Origin of the sequence: Kribbella sp. NPDC049227 (assembly GCF_043197265.1) — a bacterium.
GTDB lineage: Bacteria > Actinomycetota > Actinomycetes > Propionibacteriales > Kribbellaceae > Kribbella.
Window position 1 is genome coordinate 368,329 of the sequence record NZ_JBICST010000007.1, and the last position, 17,080, is coordinate 385,408.

Consider the following 17,080-nt stretch of genomic DNA (forward strand, 5'->3'; position numbering starts at 1 on the left):
TTCAACGCGTCTCCGGGGACACCGTGCTCAGCACTGTGTTCCCGGAGGTCACCACCTCGAGCCGCTCGATGTCCTTCAGCGGGATCGACGTACTCGCCGGGACGTTGGCCTTGTAGGTGCTCGTGGTCGCCCACCAGCCCGCGGTCTCCACGCTGCCGTCCCGGCCGTGGACGAGGAGCTCGCAGTGCTCTCCGGGCTTCAGATCGCTCATCCGCAACTGGATGTCGGTACCCCAGCCCTTGCTGGTCAGCTCCGCCGTCGTGTCGATCCCACCCACGCCGTTCGTCGCCGTCCAGGTCACCGAGTCCGGGGTGTCGATCGCTCGCCAGCCGACCACCCCGCCGGCCGCCACCACCGCGACAGTGGCCGCCGCGGCCAGGATCCACCGACGGGTACGTCGTACCGGACGTGGGGGCAGCGGGAGTGGCGCCGGATCCTCCACCTCGATGTCTTCGGGCGGAACGGAGTGCAAAAGGCCGGGGAGTGGTGCGAACTGGAGCAACGCCTCGCGGCAGGACGCACACGTGCGCAGGTGCTGATCAGTGGCGTGGCGCTCCGCGCTGTCCAGGGCGCCAAGGACGTAGGCCCCGATCGCGATGGTCTCCGGACACTTCATGTCCCGGTCACTCCCCGTTCCTCCAGCGCGGCCCGCAGCGCGTGCAGCGCGTAATAGCTCCTCGACTTCACCGTCCCGGGCGGGATTCCCAGGACGACGGCGGCTTCCGCGACGGTCCGCCGCCGGTAGAACAGTTCGGCGATCACCTGCAGGTGGTCGTGACTCAGCTCGTGCAGAACCTCGGCCACCTGCCAGGCCTGCAGGACCCGGTCGATGTCGTCGGCCTCGGCGGCCGGGTCACGCCGCCCGTCCAACGGCACCTCGGTGACGCGGGCCACGCGTTTGCGCCGCCCGGAGATGACGAGGTTGCGCGCCACCGTGAACAGCCACGGACCGGCCCGTTCCGGATCCAGCTGGTCCGAATGTGTCCAGGCCCGGGCCATCGTCTCCTGCACGATGTCCTCGGCGTACTGGTGATCGCCGCCCACCGAACGCAGGACGTAGCCGAACAACGGTCGCCGGTACCTGTCGTACAGCGCGCGGATCACCGTTTCGTCATCCACACAAGGAGATACGCGCCAGAGCCGTCAAAGGTTCAACTGAACCATCGCCGGAGCCCGTGCGTAGTTGTCCGGGAGAGGAGAACATCCCATGAGAGCTTTCAATCTGTTGCTCGGGGCAACCGCGGCGCTGGCGACGCTGACCGCCTGCGGTGCCGGTGGCAGCAACCAGCAGGCGGCCGGGGATCAACCTGCGCCTGCGGCGAACGGCGCCGTGTCGGTCAAGGACGTGAGCGGTATCGGCCAGACCCTGGTCGATCCGGCCGGCAAGACGGTCTACTTCGCGGACCAGGAGGCGGGCGGCATGATCAAGTGCACGGCCGGCTGCCTGGAATTCTGGATGCCGGTCGAGGGAACGGACAGCGCGGCGAAGGCCATGGACGGTCTCGGGGTCGTCCAGAGGTCGGACACCGGCAAGAGCCAGCTCACCTTCCAGGGCAAGCCGCTGTACACGTTCCGCCTCGACACCGCAGCGGGCCAGCACAAGGGCCAGGACCTGACCGACGAGTTCGACGGCGCCAGCTTCACCTGGCACGCCGCCACCACCACGGCCGCGGCTCCCTCGCCGGCCCCGTCGACCTCGTCCGGCAACGGCAACGGTAACGGGGGCTATGCCTACTGACCGCGGATCAGCCGGAGGTCCTTCCCGTCGACCAGGCGGAAGCCGAGGCCGCGCGCGGCGTCGATGTGGACCAGGACGCCGGCCTGCCGCAGCTTGGCCCGCAGGCGCTTGATCACCGACTGCACGGCCGCGGGTCCGGTGAAGTAGGAGCCGTCCCAGGCTCGGTCGTGCAGTTGCTGGTACGTCCAGATCCGGCCGGGCCGCTCCGCCAGGCATGCCAGGACCTTCAACTCGTGCGGTGTCAACGGCAACGGCACGCCGTGCCAGGTCGCCTCGTGATCGTCGAGGCGCAGGCCACCTACACGTACGACGGACGCGTCGCCGGCCGGATGGCCTCCGCCGGATCCGCGGAACTGGCGGAGGAACTGACCGGCGACGGTGGGGTCGGACGCGACGACGAGCACACCAATGCCGTCGAACTGCGCGGCGAGCCGGCTGCGCTCCTCGGGACTGGTGGCGATACAGACGACGACCGGGACAGCGGCGGTGGCGTCCATCAGGCCTGCTTCAGTGGTTCGGAGGCGCTCCACAACGTGTCGAAGAGGAACTCGAGTGCGGCCGCGAGTTCGTGGTTGCGGACGATGATCGCGACCACGCCGGTGACCCCCGGCGCGACCAGCGGCATCACCACCGTGTGCGCGTCGAACAGGGCGAACTTCATCGGCAAAGCGCCCGGATACACCCGCGCCTGCTCGCCTCCCGACGTCCAGGACGGCAGGTTCTTCGCGACCACCGGATCGGCGAGGATCGCGTTGTCGTAGATCGCCCGGGCCCGGACGCCCCGCCGGAGCGCACCGAGCTCGGCCTCGTTCGAGCCGCCGACCTGGAGCGGTCCGCGGACGACCACGTCGATGCTCTCGCGTGCCTCGGACTGGAGCCGGTCGAACCGCTGACCGACCAGGCTCGGGGTGCGGAGGATCTCGACGAGTTCGCCGTCCGCGCCGGTGCTCTGCTCGAACAACTTGGACAGGTCGGGCAACACCTGCTCGACCTGCTGTTTGCGGTTCTCGAGCTCCTGCCGCTCGCGTTCCAGCAGCGCGGCCAAGGCCCGGTCCGGGGGAGCGGCGTGGTAGCGGCTGCTGTAGCCGGCGCCCGCGTCGATGAGTCCTTTGTCGACGAGAGAATGCAGTACCAGGTAGACGCTGCTGCGCGAGGTCCCGGTCCGGTCGGCGATCGTCGCGGCGGGCAGTGGCGCCTCGCCGAGCAGACAGAGGTAGACCTTGGCCTCGGTCTTCGACAGGCCCAGCTCTTCCAGCAACGACTCCGTGTCCATCTGGCTCCCTCCCCGGACGTCCTGGCTCCAGTCAACAAGTTCTCCAGTCGCTGGACGACATCTGCCCACAAAGTGCCGACAGTTTGCCCCGCTTTCTGCCGCCGAGGCGACATAAAGTCACCGGCCACCCTGCCATTTCCACGGAAGGTCGGCATATGAGAATCCGGGCGGCCGTCATCGCCTGCATCGCACTGCTAGCAACCTTGCTCAGCGCCCCGGCCCGGGCGAATCCACCGGCGGCACCGCTGGCCGGGACGCCACGGGCGGACAAGATCCAGCCGGCACTGCGGGACCAGTTGACCCGCAGGTCGGTCGCTCCCGTCGCCTTCTGGGTCCGGTTCGGCGCGCAGCCGGACCTGTCCAAGGCCGCCGCCATCGACGACTGGAAGGCGCGTGGCACGGCGGTCGCCGAGGCGCTGCAGCGCGCCGCCGAGTCGTCGCAACACGACATCCGGGCCCAGCTCGACGCGGCCGGGACGTCGTACCAGTCGTTCTGGGCGACGAACGCGATCCGCGTCACCGGCGGCAGCCTGGCGATGGCCGAGCAACTCGCCGCGTCGGCCGACGTCGAGGGGCTGTACGCCACCACGTCGTACCAGCCGCCCAAGCTGGACAAGAAGACCGCGGCGGCGAAGGAGGCCGCGGCGGTCGAGTGGGGTATCGCGAACATCAACGCCGACGACGTCTGGAACCAGTACGGCGATCGAGGCGCCGGGATCACCGTCGCCAGCATCGACAGCGGTGTGCAGTACGACCATCCCGCCCTGGTCCAGCAGTACCGCGGTACGAAGCCGGACGGGACGTTCGACCACAACTACAACTGGTTCGACGCGGCCGGCACCTGCGGACCGGTGCCGTGCGACCACGACGGTCACGGCACCCACACGATGGGCACGATGATCGGCGCGGATGGCATCGGAGTCGCACCCGAGGCGAACTGGATCGCGGCGAACGGGTGCTGCCCGAGCGACGCGTCGCTGATCGCGTCGGGCCAGTGGATGCTGCAGCCGACCGACCTGGCCGGGAAGAACCCCGACGCCGGCCGTCGCCCGCAGATCATCAACAACTCCTGGGGCAGCGAGGCTCCGTCGAACGATCCGTTCATGGAGGACATCACCAAGGCGTGGGCGGCGTCCGGCATCTTCGCGGTGTGGTCCAACGGGAACAACGGCCTCAGCTGCCACACCAGCGGCTCACCGGGCAGTCTGGCGTCGAACTACTCGACCGGCGCGTACGACGTGAACAACACGATCGCGGAGTTCTCCAGCCGCGGCAGCGGCCAGGACGGTGTCACCAAGCCGAACCTGTCCGCACCTGGTGTCGACGTCCGGTCGTCCGTCCCGGGCGGCTACGCCTATGCCAGTGGTACGTCGATGGCCGCGCCGCACGTGGCCGGCTCGGTAGCACTGCTGTGGTCGGCGGCCCCTGGGCTGGTGGGTGATGTCGACGCGACGCGCGCCCTGCTCGACGGGAGCAGCGTGGATACGCCGGACGGACAGTGCGGCGGGACAGATGCCGACAACAACGTGTACGGCGAGGGCCGGTTGAACGCGTTGGCGTTGGTGGACTCCGCACCGGTGGGCGACACCGGAACGCTGGCCGTCGCGGTGACGGACTCACGGACCGGCAAGGCGATTCCGTCAGCGGGGTTGAAGATCACCGGGCCAGTCAGCCGGGAGCGCACGGCCGGTGACGACGGGAAGTACTCGCTGCCGCTTCCGGTCGGCACGTACAGCGTCGCGGCGTCCTCGTTCGGGTACGACGGCGGGACCGCGCAGGTGACTGTCACCGCGGGGAAGACGAGTCAGCTGGCGGTGCGGCTGCGCTCGCTGCCGCGGGTCACGGTGTCGGGAACGGTCGAGGACGGATCCGGTCAAGGCTGGCCGCTGTACGCGAAGATCACGGTCGACGACGTGCCGGGCGGAGTCTTCTACACCAAGCCGGAGAACGGTCGCTACAGCTTCGAGTTGCCGGCCAACGCGTCGTACAGCTACAAGATCGAGGGGGTCTCTCCGGGGTACCGGGCCGGTTCCGTGGCGATCGATGTCCGCGGACAGGATGTCCGGCGGGATGTGTCGCTGACGGTGGATCCGGACTCGTGTGTTGCCCCTGGCTACAGCTATGCCGGAGTCTCGACGGACTTCGACGACGGTCAGCCGGCTGGTTGGACCAACAACGGTTGGCGGTTCGACGATCCGTACCGGACGAGGAACCGGACCGGCGGCACCGGCGGGTTCGCCGTCGGGCAGACTCCGGGTAGCCCGGTCGTGCTCGACGCGAGTCTGGTGTCGCCGGCGCTGGATCTGCGCGGCCGGAAGTCGCCCGCGATCACGTTCCGGCAGAACCTCCATTCACTCAGCGAGAACAGCGACGTCGATCTGAGTCTGGACGGTGGCGCGAACTGGCAGACGGTCCTTCACCAGACCGACGGCGTACAGCCGGAGCGGACCGTCGTACCGATCCCGCAGGCAGCCGGCAAGAACGGCGTCCGGGTGCGGTTCCACTACTGGGACGCGAAGTACAACACCTACTTCTGGCAGGTCGACGACGTGTTCGTCGGTGACCTGACCTGCGGTCCGGTGAACGGTGGTCTGGTGCTCGGCCAGGTCAGTGACCGGAACACGGGTGCGGTGCTCAACGGCGCATCGGTTCAGCTTGCGGATCGGACCGTCCGGACCGCGGCGACGCCTGCCGACGGCGGAGTGGGCGACGGCTTCTACTGGATGTTCTCGCCTGCCGGACGTCAGACGGTGGGCGCGAGCTTCGTCGACTACCAGGACGGCTCCGAGCGGGTGCAGGTGCACAGCCGGCGGATCAGCCGGGTCGACCTCCGGCTGTCGGCCGGGGAACTGTCTGTGAACCCTGGTGCCGTGACCCTGGACGTCAAGGCAGGCGGCGTCGCGACAGCCCGGTTCACGGTGCGGAACACCGGGACCGCTCCGGCCAGGATCAGCTTCGGTGAACGGCAGGTCGTAGCCGCTGGCAACAGCGCCTTGGTTGCTGGCAGCAACAGTGTGGCCCGGGTGCCGGGTGACTACTCGCCGCTGGCACTGGCTCGCGATGCCTTGGACGGGAAGGGTCACGGGTCCGAGGCGCCGGCGGCCGGGCCGTGGGTCGATCTGACTCACTACCCGACCCGGATCATGGACAACACCGTTGGTGAGGTCGGCGGGCTGGTGTACTCCGTCGGCGGCGTCGACGGGCGGCTGACCACCGCGAAGGGCTATGTCTACAACCCGTCGACCACGGAGTGGTCGCCGATCGCGGATCTTCCCGACGGCCGGGAGAACGCGGCCGGGGCGTTCATCGGTGACACCTTCTACGTCAGCGGTGGCTGGGGTCCCGACCTCGTCCCGTCGAAGATCACATTCGGCTACGACCGTCGTACCGATACCTGGACGCGGTTGGCCGACGCGCCGGACGCTCAGGCGGCCGCGGGCCGGGCGGTCCTGGACGGGAAGCTGTATCTGGTCGGCGGATGTTCGAACGCCTGCGACTCGACGAACGTCCGGCGGTACGACCCGGTCACCAACACCTGGAGCGTACTCGCGGACTACCCGGAGCCGGGCGGGCATCGGGCCTGTGGGGTGCTCGAGGGGAAGGTGTACTGCGCCGGCGGGATCCGGCGCGGCGGGACCATCTCGCAGAGCACGTTCGCGTACGACCCGGCCACGAACGTGTGGACGAAGAAGGCCGATCTGCCGATCGATCTGTGGGGGATGGGCTACACCGAGTCGTACGGGCGGCTGCTGGTCTCCGGCGGCATCACCACCGTGGTCTCCGGTGGCGGCACGACCGGTGCCATCACCAACGAGGGGTTCTCCTACGACCCGGCGACCGACCACTGGTCCGCGCTGGCTCCGTCCGGGCATGTCCTGTACCGCGGTGGCAGCGCGTGCGGGCTGAACCGGATCGGCGGGTCAGCCAGGTCCGGGTTCGTCCCGGTCGACACTGCGGAACAGTTGCCGACGTACGGCGCGTGTGGCGAGACGGATGTGCCCTGGATGTCGGTCACCGGTCCATCGACGACAGTGGCTCCGGGCCGGAGCGTCACGGTGACGGTGCGGGTGAATGCCGCTGGTCTGAAGGCCGGTGTCTACTCGGCGGGCGTTTGGGTCGGGGAGAACACGCCGTACCTGGCGAAGCCGGTGGACGTCACGCTGCGGGTCCGCTGATGGTGCTCAGCGGGAGAACAGTCCGGTGAGGCGGCCGCGGGTGAGGGTTCTGTCGTCGATGGCGTTGAGGGCTTCTTCGAGGTCGGCGCCGTTGGGGAGGGCGGTTGCCTCGGAGAGGGCGTAGACGGTGAAGCGGTAGTGGTGTGTGCCGCTCGGCGGGCAGGGGCCGTAGTACTTGGCCCCGCCCGCCGAGTTCTTCGCTTGTCTGGCGCCGGGTGGCGTTTCGCCTTCTGTGAGAGAGGTTGTGGTCGGCTCGAGGTCGAGCAGGACCCAGTGGGTGAACGTGCCTCGGGGTGCGTCCGGGTCGTCGACCACAACGGCGAGGGCGCCGGCGTTCTGCGGCACGTTCTTCCACGCGAGCGGCGGTGAGACGTCGTCGCCGTCGCAGGTGTACTTGCGCGGGATCGGACCGCCCTCGCGGAACGCCTGGCTGGTCACGGAGATGCTGGCGGGTGCGGTTGTGGCCGGTTCCTCGGCCTGGCCGCCGCCGCATCCGGCCGCCCCGAGCAGGACGGTCGTGCACAGCAGCAGCCGCAGTCGCACCCGCTCAGCGTCTCACGAACCTGCGAGGCTTCTCAGTGGTCAGGGTGCTCAGTGGTCAGGGTGCTCAGTGGCCGGGGACGAAGACGACCGCGTCGCCGACCGCGCGCTCGGCGCCGCCGGTACCGCTCGGGTGGTTGACCAGGGTGCCGTCCTGCAGCGCCATCGCGGTCGACCCGCCGCCGTCCAGGTTGATCGAGTTCCGCAACCCGAGCGACTGCGCGACCGCGGCCGTCTCGTCCATCGTGGTCCCGACACTCGTGGTCTGCCGTCCGTCGAGCGTCGCCAGCACGATCTTGCCGTCCGGCGTCGTGCCCGCGATCGTCCGGGGGTTCCGGTCGAAGAAGCTCCCGGTCCCGTCCGGTACGACGATCTCTCCGTTGGCCGTCAGCCGGTAGCGACCGGTCACGCCGTACAGGCCGCTGCGCAGCGAGACCTTGTCGCCGTCCTCGTTCGACACCTTGAGATCGCGGTCGAGGCATCCGCCCGACGCCACGTTCAGGAGCGCGACGGTGTCCTGCCCGGTCGCCTGCAGCGACATCTGGCCGGCCTTCAGGCTCGTGCCCCGCGTCGTCGCGGTGCTGACCACGCAGCCACGCCGGTCGAGTACGACCTCGACGCCCGCGCCGGACGGAGTCGCCGCCGCGAACTCGGGCGTGAACAGTACGACGTCACCCGGGGACGCGCAGGTCGTCTGGTCCGGCAGGCTCGCGCAGTCAGCCGGGACCACCGGCCGGTGGTTCACGAACTCGAGCGGCAGTTCGGCGTGCGTCGCGCGGTTCCGCACCTCGCCCGACCACTGCAGGTGCCCGGCGACCACCTTGTTGCTCTTGGCATCGATCAGCAGGTTGGCCTCGGCCGGGTCGGTCAGCGGCTCGCTCAGCAGTTTGCCGTCGGAGATGCCGAGGCCGACCGGGTCGCCCGGGTACAGCGGATCGGCGGTGAAGGTGAAGAACGACGCGTTGACGCCGGCCACCGCCCCCGCCGACCGGACCAGGTCCGAGGTCTTCTCGACCCTCGCAAGATCCGGCCCGTACGTCGTCTGCAGGTGGCCGTTCGCCTTCCGGGGATCGATCGTCAGCACGCTGACGACCCACGGTCCCCGGGTCGTCGTGTTGATCTGGTCAGCGGGCGCTGGTTCGGTCCCGCGCACGATCCGGGTCAGCGTCACGCCGCGCGCCAGCTCCTGGCTGCTGCGGGTCTCGGCCAGATCAGGGTCGCCGAGCGGCAGTCCGCCGCCGCCGCCACTGCCACTGCCGCCGGCGGTCGCGGCGGTCGCGTTGAGGGGGAGTGCGACGCCGATCGTGGCGGCCGCCGCGACCACGGTCGCCAGCGCAGCACGCACAGTTCGAGGGGAAAGAGTCATGGTCACCATCCTGTTCGTCGGTGGTGGAATCTTTCCGCTCAAGGCGCTGTCTCGTCAGCATCTGACAGGTTAACGGTTTCGTCACCTGTCCGAGGGCTGAGCGGGAAAGGGCGGGCGATGCGTTTTCGTCTACGATCCGCACGTGCCAACGTCCTCGAGTGCCTGACCGTCATGTCCGCTGTCGTCGGTGCCTTCGTCGCGTTGGTGTCTGTCGCGGTGCTTGGGTACGTCGTCGGCTTGATCGGCGTACTGCGGGCGCAGGACGAGTTGGTGCTCTCGCGGATGGCGTTCTTCGTGGCTACGCCGGCGCTGTTGTTCACCACCGTGGCGCGGGCGGATCTGCACGCGATCTTCTCAGTCGTCCTGCTCACCAACGTGGCCAGTCTGTTCGTGGTGCAGTTGGTGTTTCTCCTGGTCGCTGCAGTGATCTGGCGGCGGACGAGATCTCAGGCGACGATCGGTGTCCTCGCGTCGTCGTACGTGAACGCGGGGAACCTCGGCGTACCGGTGGCGGCGTACGTTCTGGGGGATGGTGCGTTGGTTGCGCCGATCGTGTTGTTCCAGTTGCTGGTGATGGCTCCGGTGGCGTTCGCCGTACTGGATGGTGATCGGCAGGGGTCTGGGCGGCGGGTGTCACTGCGGGCTGTGGTGACGCGGCCGCTGCGGAATCCGTTGACTGTGGCGTCGCTGCTCGGGCTGCTGGTGGCTGCGCTCGGTGTGCAGCTGCCTTCGTTGCTGATGCGGCCGATCGACCTCGTGGCGGCTGCTGCGGTGCCGGTCGCGTTGGTGGCGTACGGGCTCAGCCTGAGTGGCGGTACCAAGGACTCGATCAGCTTGCGGCGGGACGTCGTACTCGCCGTGGTGCTCAAGACGGTCCTGCAACCGATCGCCGCGTATGTCTTCGGACGGTGGGTGCTCGATCTGCACGGGATCGCGCTCCTCGCGCCGACCCTGCTGGCCGCACTACCGACGGCGCAGAACGTCTACGTGTACGCCGTTCACTACCGCAGCAGCCGGACTCTCGCGCGGAGTGCGGTGCTGATGAGCACGCTGCTGTCGATTCCGATCATGACCGCGATCGCCGGCCTGCTCAGCTGACCGGTCACTTCATCGCGTTGAAGGCTTCTTCGGCGACAGGCGCTACTGCGTCCACGGCCACGCCATCGTTGCCCGATTGGGCGATCACGGTCAGCGTGTTGGAACCGCGGTAGCACTGGGTCGGCAGATTGCCGGCCGACTCGACGCAGGTGGCGCCGCCGACTCGCTTGATCTGGTCGGGGGCGGCACCGGAGTCGGCGAGGGTCTTGTCGATGTCGACCTTGCCGCGCAGGGCGATCACCACGAACATCCGGTTGCCGTCGAGGTTCCCGTACGCCTCGACCGTTGCCTGCTTCCCGTCGTTGATGCGGCTCAGCGCCTCGCGGGTCTGGTCCAGTTGGAGTTGTCCGCGGATCTCCTGATCCGTGATCCGGTCAAGACCGGCGAGCTTGGCCGGCGGGGTGATCCCGCGCGCCGTGTTCAGCCTGTTGAGCGGCCCGAGGCCCCAGATGTAGCCCAGCAGCGCCAGCACCAGCAGCACGACCAGCATCCCGCCCACAGTCACCCAGGGACCCCGGCGAATCCGCCGCCACCACTTCTTCTTCGCGACTTTCTCCCCAGCCGCAGCCTTCGCAGGCGCATCACCCTTCTCGCCTGTCGCAGCCTTCTCACTCGCAGCAGCCGTCTCCGCATCGGCCTTCGTGGGCTTCGGGTCCTGGACCTTGGCCAGTTCTGGGGTGTCCGCCAGGTCGGCGGCCGTGGTGGTAGAAGCCTTGGACGTGGGGTCCGGGGTGGTGCGGTCGCTCATACGGGCTCCTCAGGACTGGCAGGACGCACGGTTCGGGCTGATGGTGTCATATCGGGACAACCTGATTTCGCAGCGTAGTCGTTGCCTGCAAACGAAGGGTGCCCGCCTCCCCGACGGGGGAGACGGGCACCGTCCAGTACAGCTCAGAGCGTCGCGACCACGGTGACCGAGTCGGATTCGTCCGCATGCCAGACAATCTCACCGGTGATCCGGCCCGCGGCCCGCAGATCGGGCTCCGCCCGCTCCGCCAGCGTGAGCCGGGCGGCCGGGCCGCTGACCTCGACCTTGCTGACCTCGGTCTTCATCGAGACCTGCGCGGCGGACTTGGCCCCGCGGATGCCCGCAAGCACCTCGGAGACCGCATCCAGCACCTCAGGCTCCTGCGCCGCCACCGTCAGGTCGACATCCAGCTCCGGCCAGCGGGTCAGGTGGATCGAACCCTCCTGCCACCACGACCACACCTCTTCGGTCGCGAACGGCAGGTACGGCGCGAGCAGCCGCAACTGGACCGACAACGCGACAGCCAGCGCCGCCTTCGCCGAGGCCGCGCCGGCGTCACCCTGACCGCCGTACGCGCGCTCCTTCACCAACTCGACGTAGTCGTCGCAGAACGTCCAGAAGAACCGCTCGGTGACCTCGAGCGCACCGGTGTAGTCGTACCGCTCGAAGGCGGCGGTCGCGTCGGTGACAACCGACCGCAGCCGCTGCAGCATCGCGAGGTCGATCGGCTCGGTGACCGCCGCCGGGTCGACCGTCGACGCGCCGAAGCCGAGCACGAACTTCGACGCGTTCAGGACCTTGATCGCCAGCCGGCGGCCGACCTTCATCTGCGACTCGTCGAACGGCGAGTCCAGCCCCGGCCGTGCCATCGCGGCCCGCCACCGGACCGCGTCCGAGCCGAACTTGTTCAGGATGTCGTCCGGCAGCGCGGCGTTGCCCTTGGACTTGCTGAACTTCTTCCGGTCCGGGTCGACGACGAAGCCGGAGATCATCGAACGCCGCCACGGCAGCGTCTCGTTCTCGAACTTCGCCCGGACCACCCGGGAGAACAGCCAGGTCCGGATGATGTCGTGCGCGTGCGTGTTGAGGTCCATCGGGAAGGTCCGGGCGAACAGGTCCTCGTCCCGCTCCCAGCCACAGACGATCTGCGGCGTCAGCGACGACGTGGCCCAGGTGTCCATCACGTCCGGATCCGCCTGGAAACCACCCGGCTTGCCCCGCTGCGACTCGTCGTACCCCGACGGAGCCTGGGCGGTCGGGTCGATCGGCAGGTCTTCCTCCCGCGGGACCAGCGGGTGGTCGTAGTCCGGCTCGCCGTCCGTGCCGATCGGGTACCAGACCGGGAACGGGACGCCGAAGAAGCGCTGGCGGGAGATCAGCCAGTCGCCGTTCAGCCCCTCGACCCAGTTCTGGTAGCGGTGCCGCATGTGCTCCGGCACCCACTCCTCCTCCTGGCCGAGCTCGACGAACTCCTCGCGCAGGTGCTCGTCGCGGCCGCCGTTGGCGATGTACCACTGCCGGGTGGAGACGATCTCGAGCGGCTTGTCGCCCTTCTCGAAGAAGTTCGCCATCCGCTCGGTCGGCTTCGGCTCACCGTCCAGGTCGCCGCTCTCGCGCAGCTTGGCCACGATCAGCTCGCGCGCGCTGAACACGGTCTTGCCGGCCAGCTCGGCGTACAGCTCGGAGCCCTCCAGCCAGGCCGGGGTGTCGCGCAGCAGCCTTCCGTCGCGGCCGATGACCGTGCGGACCGGCAGTTGCAGCTCGCGCCACCACTGGACGTCGGTGAGGTCACCGAACGTGCAGCACATGGCGATACCGGCGCCCTTGTCCGGCTCGGCCGCCTCGTGGGCGAGGACCGGGAGCTCCACGTCGAACAGCGGCGAGCGGACCGTCGTACCGAACAGGTCCTTGTAGCGCTCGTCGGACGGGTGCGCGATCAGCGCGACGCAGGCCGGGATCAGCTCGGGACGGGTGGTCTCGATGTAGATCGGTCCGGTCTGGCCGTGGAAGGCGATCCGGTGGTAGGCGCCGGCGTACGGCCTGGCCTCCAGCTCGGCCTGCGCGACGGCGGTCTGGAACGTGACGTCCCAGAGCGTCGGCGCCTCGGAGAGATACGCCTCACCGCGGGCGAAGTTGCGCAGGAAGGCACGCTGCGACGTCCGGCGGCTGTCCTCGGAGATCGTCGTGTAGAGGTACGACCAGTCGACGCTCAGGCCGACGTGCCGCCACATGTTCTCGAACGCCTGCTCGTCGATGTGGGTCAGCTCGCCGCACAGCTCGACGAAGTTCTGCCGGGAGACCGGGAGCTGCTTCTTCGGGTCGGGCTTGTCCGGCGGGACGAACGACGGGTCGTAGGGCAGGGTCGGGTCACAGCGCACGCCGTAATAGTTCTGCACCCGGCGCTCGGTCGGCAGGCCGTTGTCGTCCCAGCCGATCGGGTAGAAGACCTTCTTGCCCCGCATCCGCTGGAACCGGGCGATCAGGTCGGTGTGGGTGTAGCTGAAGATGTGGCCGACGTGCAGCTTCCCGGACACGGTGGGTGGCGGGGTGTCGATCGAGTAGACGTCGGCCCGCTCCGCCGTACGGTCGAACGCGTACGTCTGCTCGTCCTTCCATACCGCTACCCACTTCGCCTCCAGGCCTTCGAGGGTCGGTTTGTCAGGAACGCGGGACGTATCGGTCATGCGCACAATCGTAGTGGTTGTCAAGGGGTGCTCCGACCGCTTTATCCACAGGGCTCACTAGACTCGGTCTCCTGATGAGCGACCTCACCTACGCCGATGTGTCGGCACGGCTCCAGCAGCGCTGGCCGGAGCACAAGATCGAGCCCACGCTGGACCGGGTCCAGCGGCTCGTCGAGCTGCTCGGCGACCCGCAGAAGTCCTATCCCGTGGTGCACCTGACCGGGACCAACGGCAAGACCTCCACCGCCCGGATGATCGACACCCTGCTCCGCGAGGCGGGGCTGCGGACCGGCCGGTTCACCAGCCCGCACCTGGAGTCGGTCCGGGAGCGGATCACCCTGGACGGCGAGCCGATCAGCGAGGAGCGCTTCACCCAGGCGTACGCCGAGATCGCGCCGTACCTGGACGTGGTCGACGCCGAGCAGGAGCACCCGCTGTCGTTCTTCGAGGCGATGACCGCGATGGCGTTCGCGGTGTTCGCCGACGCCCCGGTCGACGTGGCCGTGATCGAGGTCGGCCTGGGCGGCACCTGGGACTCGACCAACGTCGCCGACGGGACCGTCTCGGTGATCACCCCGGTCGCGGTCGACCACGCGCACATCCTCGGCGCGGATCCGGTCACCATCGCCCGGGACAAGGCCGGCATCATCAAGCCCGGCGGTACGACGGTGATGTCGCAGCAGAGCCTGGAGGTCTTCGAGGTGCTGCTGACCAAGGCTTCCGAGGTCGGCTCGCAGGTCGCCCGGGAGGGGATCGAGTTCGGCATCACCAGCCGCTCGCTCGCGGTCGGCGGGCAGGTGATCTCGATCAAGGGACTCGGCGGCGAGTACGAGGAGATCTTCGTCCCGCTGCACGGCGAGTACCAGGCGCACAACGCGGCCACCGCGGTCGCTGCCGTCGAGGCGCTGCTCGGCGCCGGGCCGGAGCACGAGGACCGCGTCACCACCGAACTGCTGCAGGCCGGTTTCGCACAGGTCACCAGCCCGGGCCGGATGGAGGTCGTCCGGACCAGCCCGACGATCATCGTCGACGCCGCGCACAACCCGCACGGCGCGGAGGCGACCGCGGCCACCGTCTCCGAGGCGTTCGCGTTCCAGCCGCTGATCGGCGTACTGGGCTGCATGAAGGACAAGGACGTGTACGGCCTGCTGGAGGCGTACGAGCCGATCATGGAGACGGTCGTGTGCACCCGGAACAGCTTCGTCGAGCGCTCGATGCCGGCCGAGGAACTGGGTGAGTTGGCGATCGAGGTGTTCGGCGAGGACCGGGTGCTGGTCCGGCCGCACCTGATCGACGCGATCGACGACGCGATCCGGCTGGCCGAGGAGAACGCGATCGCCATGGGGACGGGCGGCGTACTGATCACCGGGTCCGTCATCACCGCGGGCGAGGCGCGCACCCTGCTGGTCCGCAAGCCGAAGCAGGCCGACCGATGAGGTCACTCGCCTCGATCGTGCTCGGGTTCGAGTCCCTGGTACTGGCGCTGGCCACGCCGGTGATGATCTCCGTCGCCGACGTCCGGCCCGCGGTGGCCCTGTCCGTCTGTCTTGGTCTGGCCGTCCTCGCGATCGTCGCGGCCGGGCTGCTGCGCAACCAGGTGGGCTACATCCTCGGCTCAGTGGTCCAGGTCGGCGCGGTCGGCCTCGGCTTCGTCGTACCGGTGATGTTCGTGCTCGGACTGGCGTTCGCGGCCTTCTGGGTGGCGGCGTTCGTGCTCGGCCGCCGGATCGACGAAGCGAAAGCCCAGCAGGCACAGCAGGGGTAAAACAGCTAGGCTCAGCGGCCCGAACTATTTCGAGAGAGAGTTGACAGATGTCGCAGCGCACCCTGGTCCTGCTGAAGCCCGACACGGTTCGCCGTGGCCTGGTCGGCGAGATCCTCGGCCGATTCGAGGCCAAGGGGCTCCGGATCGTCGCGATGGACCAGCGCACGATCGACGGCGAGCAGGCGGACCAGCACTACGCCGAGCACGTCGAGCGCGACTTCTACCCGCCCCTGCGCGATTTCGTCACCAGCGGCCCGCTGGTCGCCCTGGTGCTCGAGGGTGACGAGGCGGTCGAGGTCGTCCGTGCCCTGAACGGCGCCACCGACGGCCGCAAGGCCGCTCCCGGCACCATCCGCGGCGACTTCTCCCTCTCCAACCGCGAGAACCTCGTCCACGGCTCCGACTCCCCGGAATCCGCCGACCGCGAGATCAAACTCTGGTTCCCCGACCTGCCCTGACCCTTGCTTTCTTTCTTCTCCGCCGTTCGGCGAGGCTGGCGGCAGAGAAGAGAGAGCGGGGTTGGAGGCCGCTGCGGACAGGTAGTGCAGGAATGGATACGATACGTGCCTGGGCGGACGGAACGTGTCGGTCCACGGGGTGAGCGCGGGCGGCGCTTAGCCTGATCGGGGACCGAGTGGGAGGTGCCGCGGTGGCGAACAGCATGCTCGGCCGCGACATGGCGGTCGATCTGGGAACGGCGAACACTCTGGTCTACGTCCGCGGACGCGGCGTGGTGCTGAACGAGCCATCGGTGGTGGCGACCAGGACCGACGAACCGCGCGAGGCGGTCGCGTTCGGCCACGAGGCGAAGAAGATGATCGGCCGGACCCCCGGCAACATCACCGCGATCCGGCCGCTCAAGGACGGCGTCATCGCCGACTTCGACGCCGCCGAACAGATGCTGCGGTACTTCATCCAGCGCGTGCACCGGCGCCGGTACTTCGCGAAGCCGCGGATCGTGGTCTGCGTGCCGTCCGGGATCACCGCGGTCGAGCAGCGCGCGGTCCGCGACGCCGGGTACATGGCCGGAGCCCGCAAGGTGTACATCATCGAGGAGCCGATGGCGGCCGCGCTCGGCTCCAACCTCGAGGTCCGCGACGCCACCGGCAACATGGTCGTCGACATCGGCGGCGGTACGACGGAGGTCGCGGTCATCTCGTTCGGCGGCATCGTCACCAGCCAGTCGATCCGGGTGGCCGGCGACGCCATCGACAAAGCGGTCGTGAACTACTGCAAGAAGGAGTACTCGCTGCTGCTCGGCGAGGCCACCTCCGAGCAGATCAAGATGACGATCGGATCGGCGTTCCCGACCACCGACGGGCCGGACAGCGAGATCCGCGGCCGGGACATGGTCTCCGGCCTGCCGCGGACCGTGAAGGTCTCGTCGTCGAACATCCGGCAGGCGATCGAGGAGCCGATCACCGCGATCGTGGACGCGGTCAAGGCCACCCTGGACAAGACCCCGCCGGAGCTGGCCGGCGACATCGTCGACCGCGGCATCGTGCTCACCGGTGGCGGTGCGCTGCTGAAGGGGATGGACGAGCGGCTGCGGCACGAGACCGGCATCCCGATCCACGTCGCCGAGAACCCGCTGGACGCCGTCGTGCTCGGCGCCGGCAAGTGTGTCGACAACATCGAGACCCTGAACCGCATCCTGGTCACCGACAACAGGCGCTGACGCCCGAGGGACGCT

The 17,080-nt window shown here is 68.8% G+C and carries 15 protein-coding genes; 7 read left to right on the forward strand and 8 right to left on the reverse strand.

Going from position 1 to position 17,080, the window contains the following annotated elements; all coding sequences use genetic code 11:
* Window position 1: 1 nt before the first annotated feature.
* Together ACGFH6_RS31300 and ACGFH6_RS31305 are read right to left on the reverse strand one after the other, a co-directional pair.
* Window positions 2-616: an anti-sigma factor family protein gene (locus ACGFH6_RS31300; protein WP_393391133.1), complete on the reverse strand. Its 615-nt coding sequence runs from the start codon at window positions 614-616 to the stop codon at window positions 2-4.
* Window positions 613-1,119, reverse strand: coding sequence for a sigma-70 family RNA polymerase sigma factor (locus tag ACGFH6_RS31305; RefSeq protein WP_393391135.1), 507 nt, complete (start codon window positions 1,117-1,119; stop codon window positions 613-615). Before ACGFH6_RS31305 ends, ACGFH6_RS31300 begins: the two co-directional genes overlap by 4 nt.
* Window positions 1,120-1,207: 88 nt before the next feature.
* Here ACGFH6_RS31305 and ACGFH6_RS31310 point away from each other — a divergent pair, with 88 nt between their 5' ends.
* Window positions 1,208-1,738 (forward strand): hypothetical protein, encoded by a 531-nt coding sequence (locus tag ACGFH6_RS31310; protein WP_393391137.1) that lies wholly within the window; start codon window positions 1,208-1,210, stop codon window positions 1,736-1,738.
* Here the strand turns inward: ACGFH6_RS31310 and ACGFH6_RS31315 are convergent.
* Both ACGFH6_RS31315 and ACGFH6_RS31320 read right to left on the reverse strand, forming a co-directional pair.
* Window positions 1,732-2,235, reverse strand: coding sequence for a winged helix-turn-helix domain-containing protein (locus tag ACGFH6_RS31315; RefSeq protein WP_393391139.1), 504 nt, complete (start codon window positions 2,233-2,235; stop codon window positions 1,732-1,734). The genes ACGFH6_RS31310 and ACGFH6_RS31315 overlap by 7 nt on opposite strands.
* Window positions 2,235-3,011: a TrmB family transcriptional regulator gene (locus ACGFH6_RS31320; protein WP_393391140.1), complete on the reverse strand. Its 777-nt coding sequence runs from the start codon at window positions 3,009-3,011 to the stop codon at window positions 2,235-2,237. The genes ACGFH6_RS31315 and ACGFH6_RS31320 overlap by 1 nt, the downstream gene beginning before the upstream one ends.
* Before the next feature lie 155 nt (window positions 3,012-3,166).
* Here ACGFH6_RS31320 and ACGFH6_RS31325 point away from each other — a divergent pair, with 155 nt between their 5' ends.
* The gene (locus ACGFH6_RS31325) at window positions 3,167-7,186 is read left to right on the forward strand and encodes a S8 family serine peptidase (RefSeq protein WP_393391141.1); all 4,020 of its coding nucleotides are present in this window, start codon (window positions 3,167-3,169) and stop codon (window positions 7,184-7,186) included.
* Between the two features lie 6 nt (window positions 7,187-7,192).
* Here ACGFH6_RS31325 and ACGFH6_RS31330 read toward each other — a convergent pair whose 3' ends face one another.
* Complete coding sequence (locus ACGFH6_RS31330) at window positions 7,193-7,729, reverse strand: YbhB/YbcL family Raf kinase inhibitor-like protein (RefSeq protein WP_393391143.1); 537 nt, start codon at window positions 7,727-7,729, stop codon at window positions 7,193-7,195.
* Between the two features lie 64 nt (window positions 7,730-7,793).
* The gene (locus tag ACGFH6_RS31335; RefSeq protein ID WP_393391145.1) at window positions 7,794-9,092 is read right to left on the reverse strand and encodes a phosphodiester glycosidase family protein; all 1,299 of its coding nucleotides are present in this window, start codon (window positions 9,090-9,092) and stop codon (window positions 7,794-7,796) included.
* 171 nt (window positions 9,093-9,263) lie between these two features.
* Between ACGFH6_RS31335 and ACGFH6_RS31340 the strand changes: the two genes are divergently transcribed.
* A complete protein-coding gene (locus ACGFH6_RS31340) occupies window positions 9,264-10,190 on the forward strand; it encodes an AEC family transporter (protein WP_393391147.1) in 927 nt (308 codons plus the stop codon).
* Between the two features lie 4 nt (window positions 10,191-10,194).
* On the opposite strand, the gene ACGFH6_RS31345 is transcribed toward ACGFH6_RS31340, so the two are convergent.
* Both ACGFH6_RS31345 and valS read right to left on the reverse strand, forming a co-directional pair.
* Window positions 10,195-10,938 (reverse strand): hypothetical protein, encoded by a 744-nt coding sequence (locus ACGFH6_RS31345; protein WP_393391149.1) that lies wholly within the window; start codon window positions 10,936-10,938, stop codon window positions 10,195-10,197.
* Window positions 10,939-11,081: 143 nt separating this feature from the next.
* Window positions 11,082-13,646 (reverse strand): valine--tRNA ligase, encoded by a 2,565-nt coding sequence (gene valS / locus ACGFH6_RS31350; RefSeq protein WP_393391151.1) that lies wholly within the window; start codon window positions 13,644-13,646, stop codon window positions 11,082-11,084.
* Window positions 13,647-13,696: 50 nt separating this feature from the next.
* Here valS and ACGFH6_RS31355 point away from each other — a divergent pair, with 50 nt between their 5' ends.
* The 4 genes from ACGFH6_RS31355 (at window position 13,697) to ACGFH6_RS31370 (ending at window position 17,065) form a co-directional block, all read left to right on the forward strand.
* Complete coding sequence (locus tag ACGFH6_RS31355; protein WP_393391153.1) at window positions 13,697-15,058, forward strand: bifunctional folylpolyglutamate synthase/dihydrofolate synthase; 1,362 nt, start codon at window positions 13,697-13,699, stop codon at window positions 15,056-15,058.
* Entirely contained in the window at window positions 15,055-15,387 is a 333-nt protein-coding gene (locus tag ACGFH6_RS31360; RefSeq protein ID WP_393391154.1) for a DUF4233 domain-containing protein, read from the forward strand. The genes ACGFH6_RS31355 and ACGFH6_RS31360 overlap by 4 nt, the downstream gene beginning before the upstream one ends.
* 47 nt (window positions 15,388-15,434) lie before the next feature.
* Window positions 15,435-15,845, forward strand: coding sequence for a nucleoside-diphosphate kinase (gene ndk, locus ACGFH6_RS31365; protein ID WP_393391156.1), 411 nt, complete (start codon window positions 15,435-15,437; stop codon window positions 15,843-15,845).
* Between the two features lie 203 nt (window positions 15,846-16,048).
* Window positions 16,049-17,065, forward strand: coding sequence for a rod shape-determining protein (locus ACGFH6_RS31370; RefSeq protein WP_131352455.1), 1,017 nt, complete (start codon window positions 16,049-16,051; stop codon window positions 17,063-17,065).
* Window positions 17,066-17,080 lie beyond the last annotated feature (15 nt).

Bases quoted from the DNA above. Each gene is read 5' to 3' on its own strand.
- ACGFH6_RS31320 (WP_393391140.1), bottom strand. From the start codon at position 3,011: ATGGACACGGAGTCGTTGCTGGAAGAGCTGGGCCTGTCGAAGACCGAG.
- ACGFH6_RS31315 (WP_393391139.1), bottom strand. From the start codon at position 2,235: ATGGACGCCACCGCCGCTGTCCCGGTCGTCGTCTGTATCGCCACCAGT.
- ACGFH6_RS31340 (WP_393391147.1), top strand. From the start codon at position 9,264: ATGTCCGCTGTCGTCGGTGCCTTCGTCGCGTTGGTGTCTGTCGCGGTG.
- ACGFH6_RS31355 (WP_393391153.1), top strand. From the start codon at position 13,697: ATGAGCGACCTCACCTACGCCGATGTGTCGGCACGGCTCCAGCAGCGC.
- ACGFH6_RS31325 (WP_393391141.1), top strand. From the start codon at position 3,167: ATGAGAATCCGGGCGGCCGTCATCGCCTGCATCGCACTGCTAGCAACC.
- ACGFH6_RS31335 (WP_393391145.1), bottom strand. From the start codon at position 9,092: ATGACTCTTTCCCCTCGAACTGTGCGTGCTGCGCTGGCGACCGTGGTC.
- ndk (WP_393391156.1), top strand. From the start codon at position 15,435: ATGTCGCAGCGCACCCTGGTCCTGCTGAAGCCCGACACGGTTCGCCGT.
- ACGFH6_RS31370 (WP_131352455.1), top strand. From the start codon at position 16,049: ATGCTCGGCCGCGACATGGCGGTCGATCTGGGAACGGCGAACACTCTG.
- ACGFH6_RS31300 (WP_393391133.1), bottom strand. From the start codon at position 616: ATGAAGTGTCCGGAGACCATCGCGATCGGGGCCTACGTCCTTGGCGCC.
- ACGFH6_RS31360 (WP_393391154.1), top strand. From the start codon at position 15,055: ATGAGGTCACTCGCCTCGATCGTGCTCGGGTTCGAGTCCCTGGTACTG.
- ACGFH6_RS31345 (WP_393391149.1), bottom strand. From the start codon at position 10,938: ATGAGCGACCGCACCACCCCGGACCCCACGTCCAAGGCTTCTACCACC.
- ACGFH6_RS31310 (WP_393391137.1), top strand. From the start codon at position 1,208: ATGAGAGCTTTCAATCTGTTGCTCGGGGCAACCGCGGCGCTGGCGACG.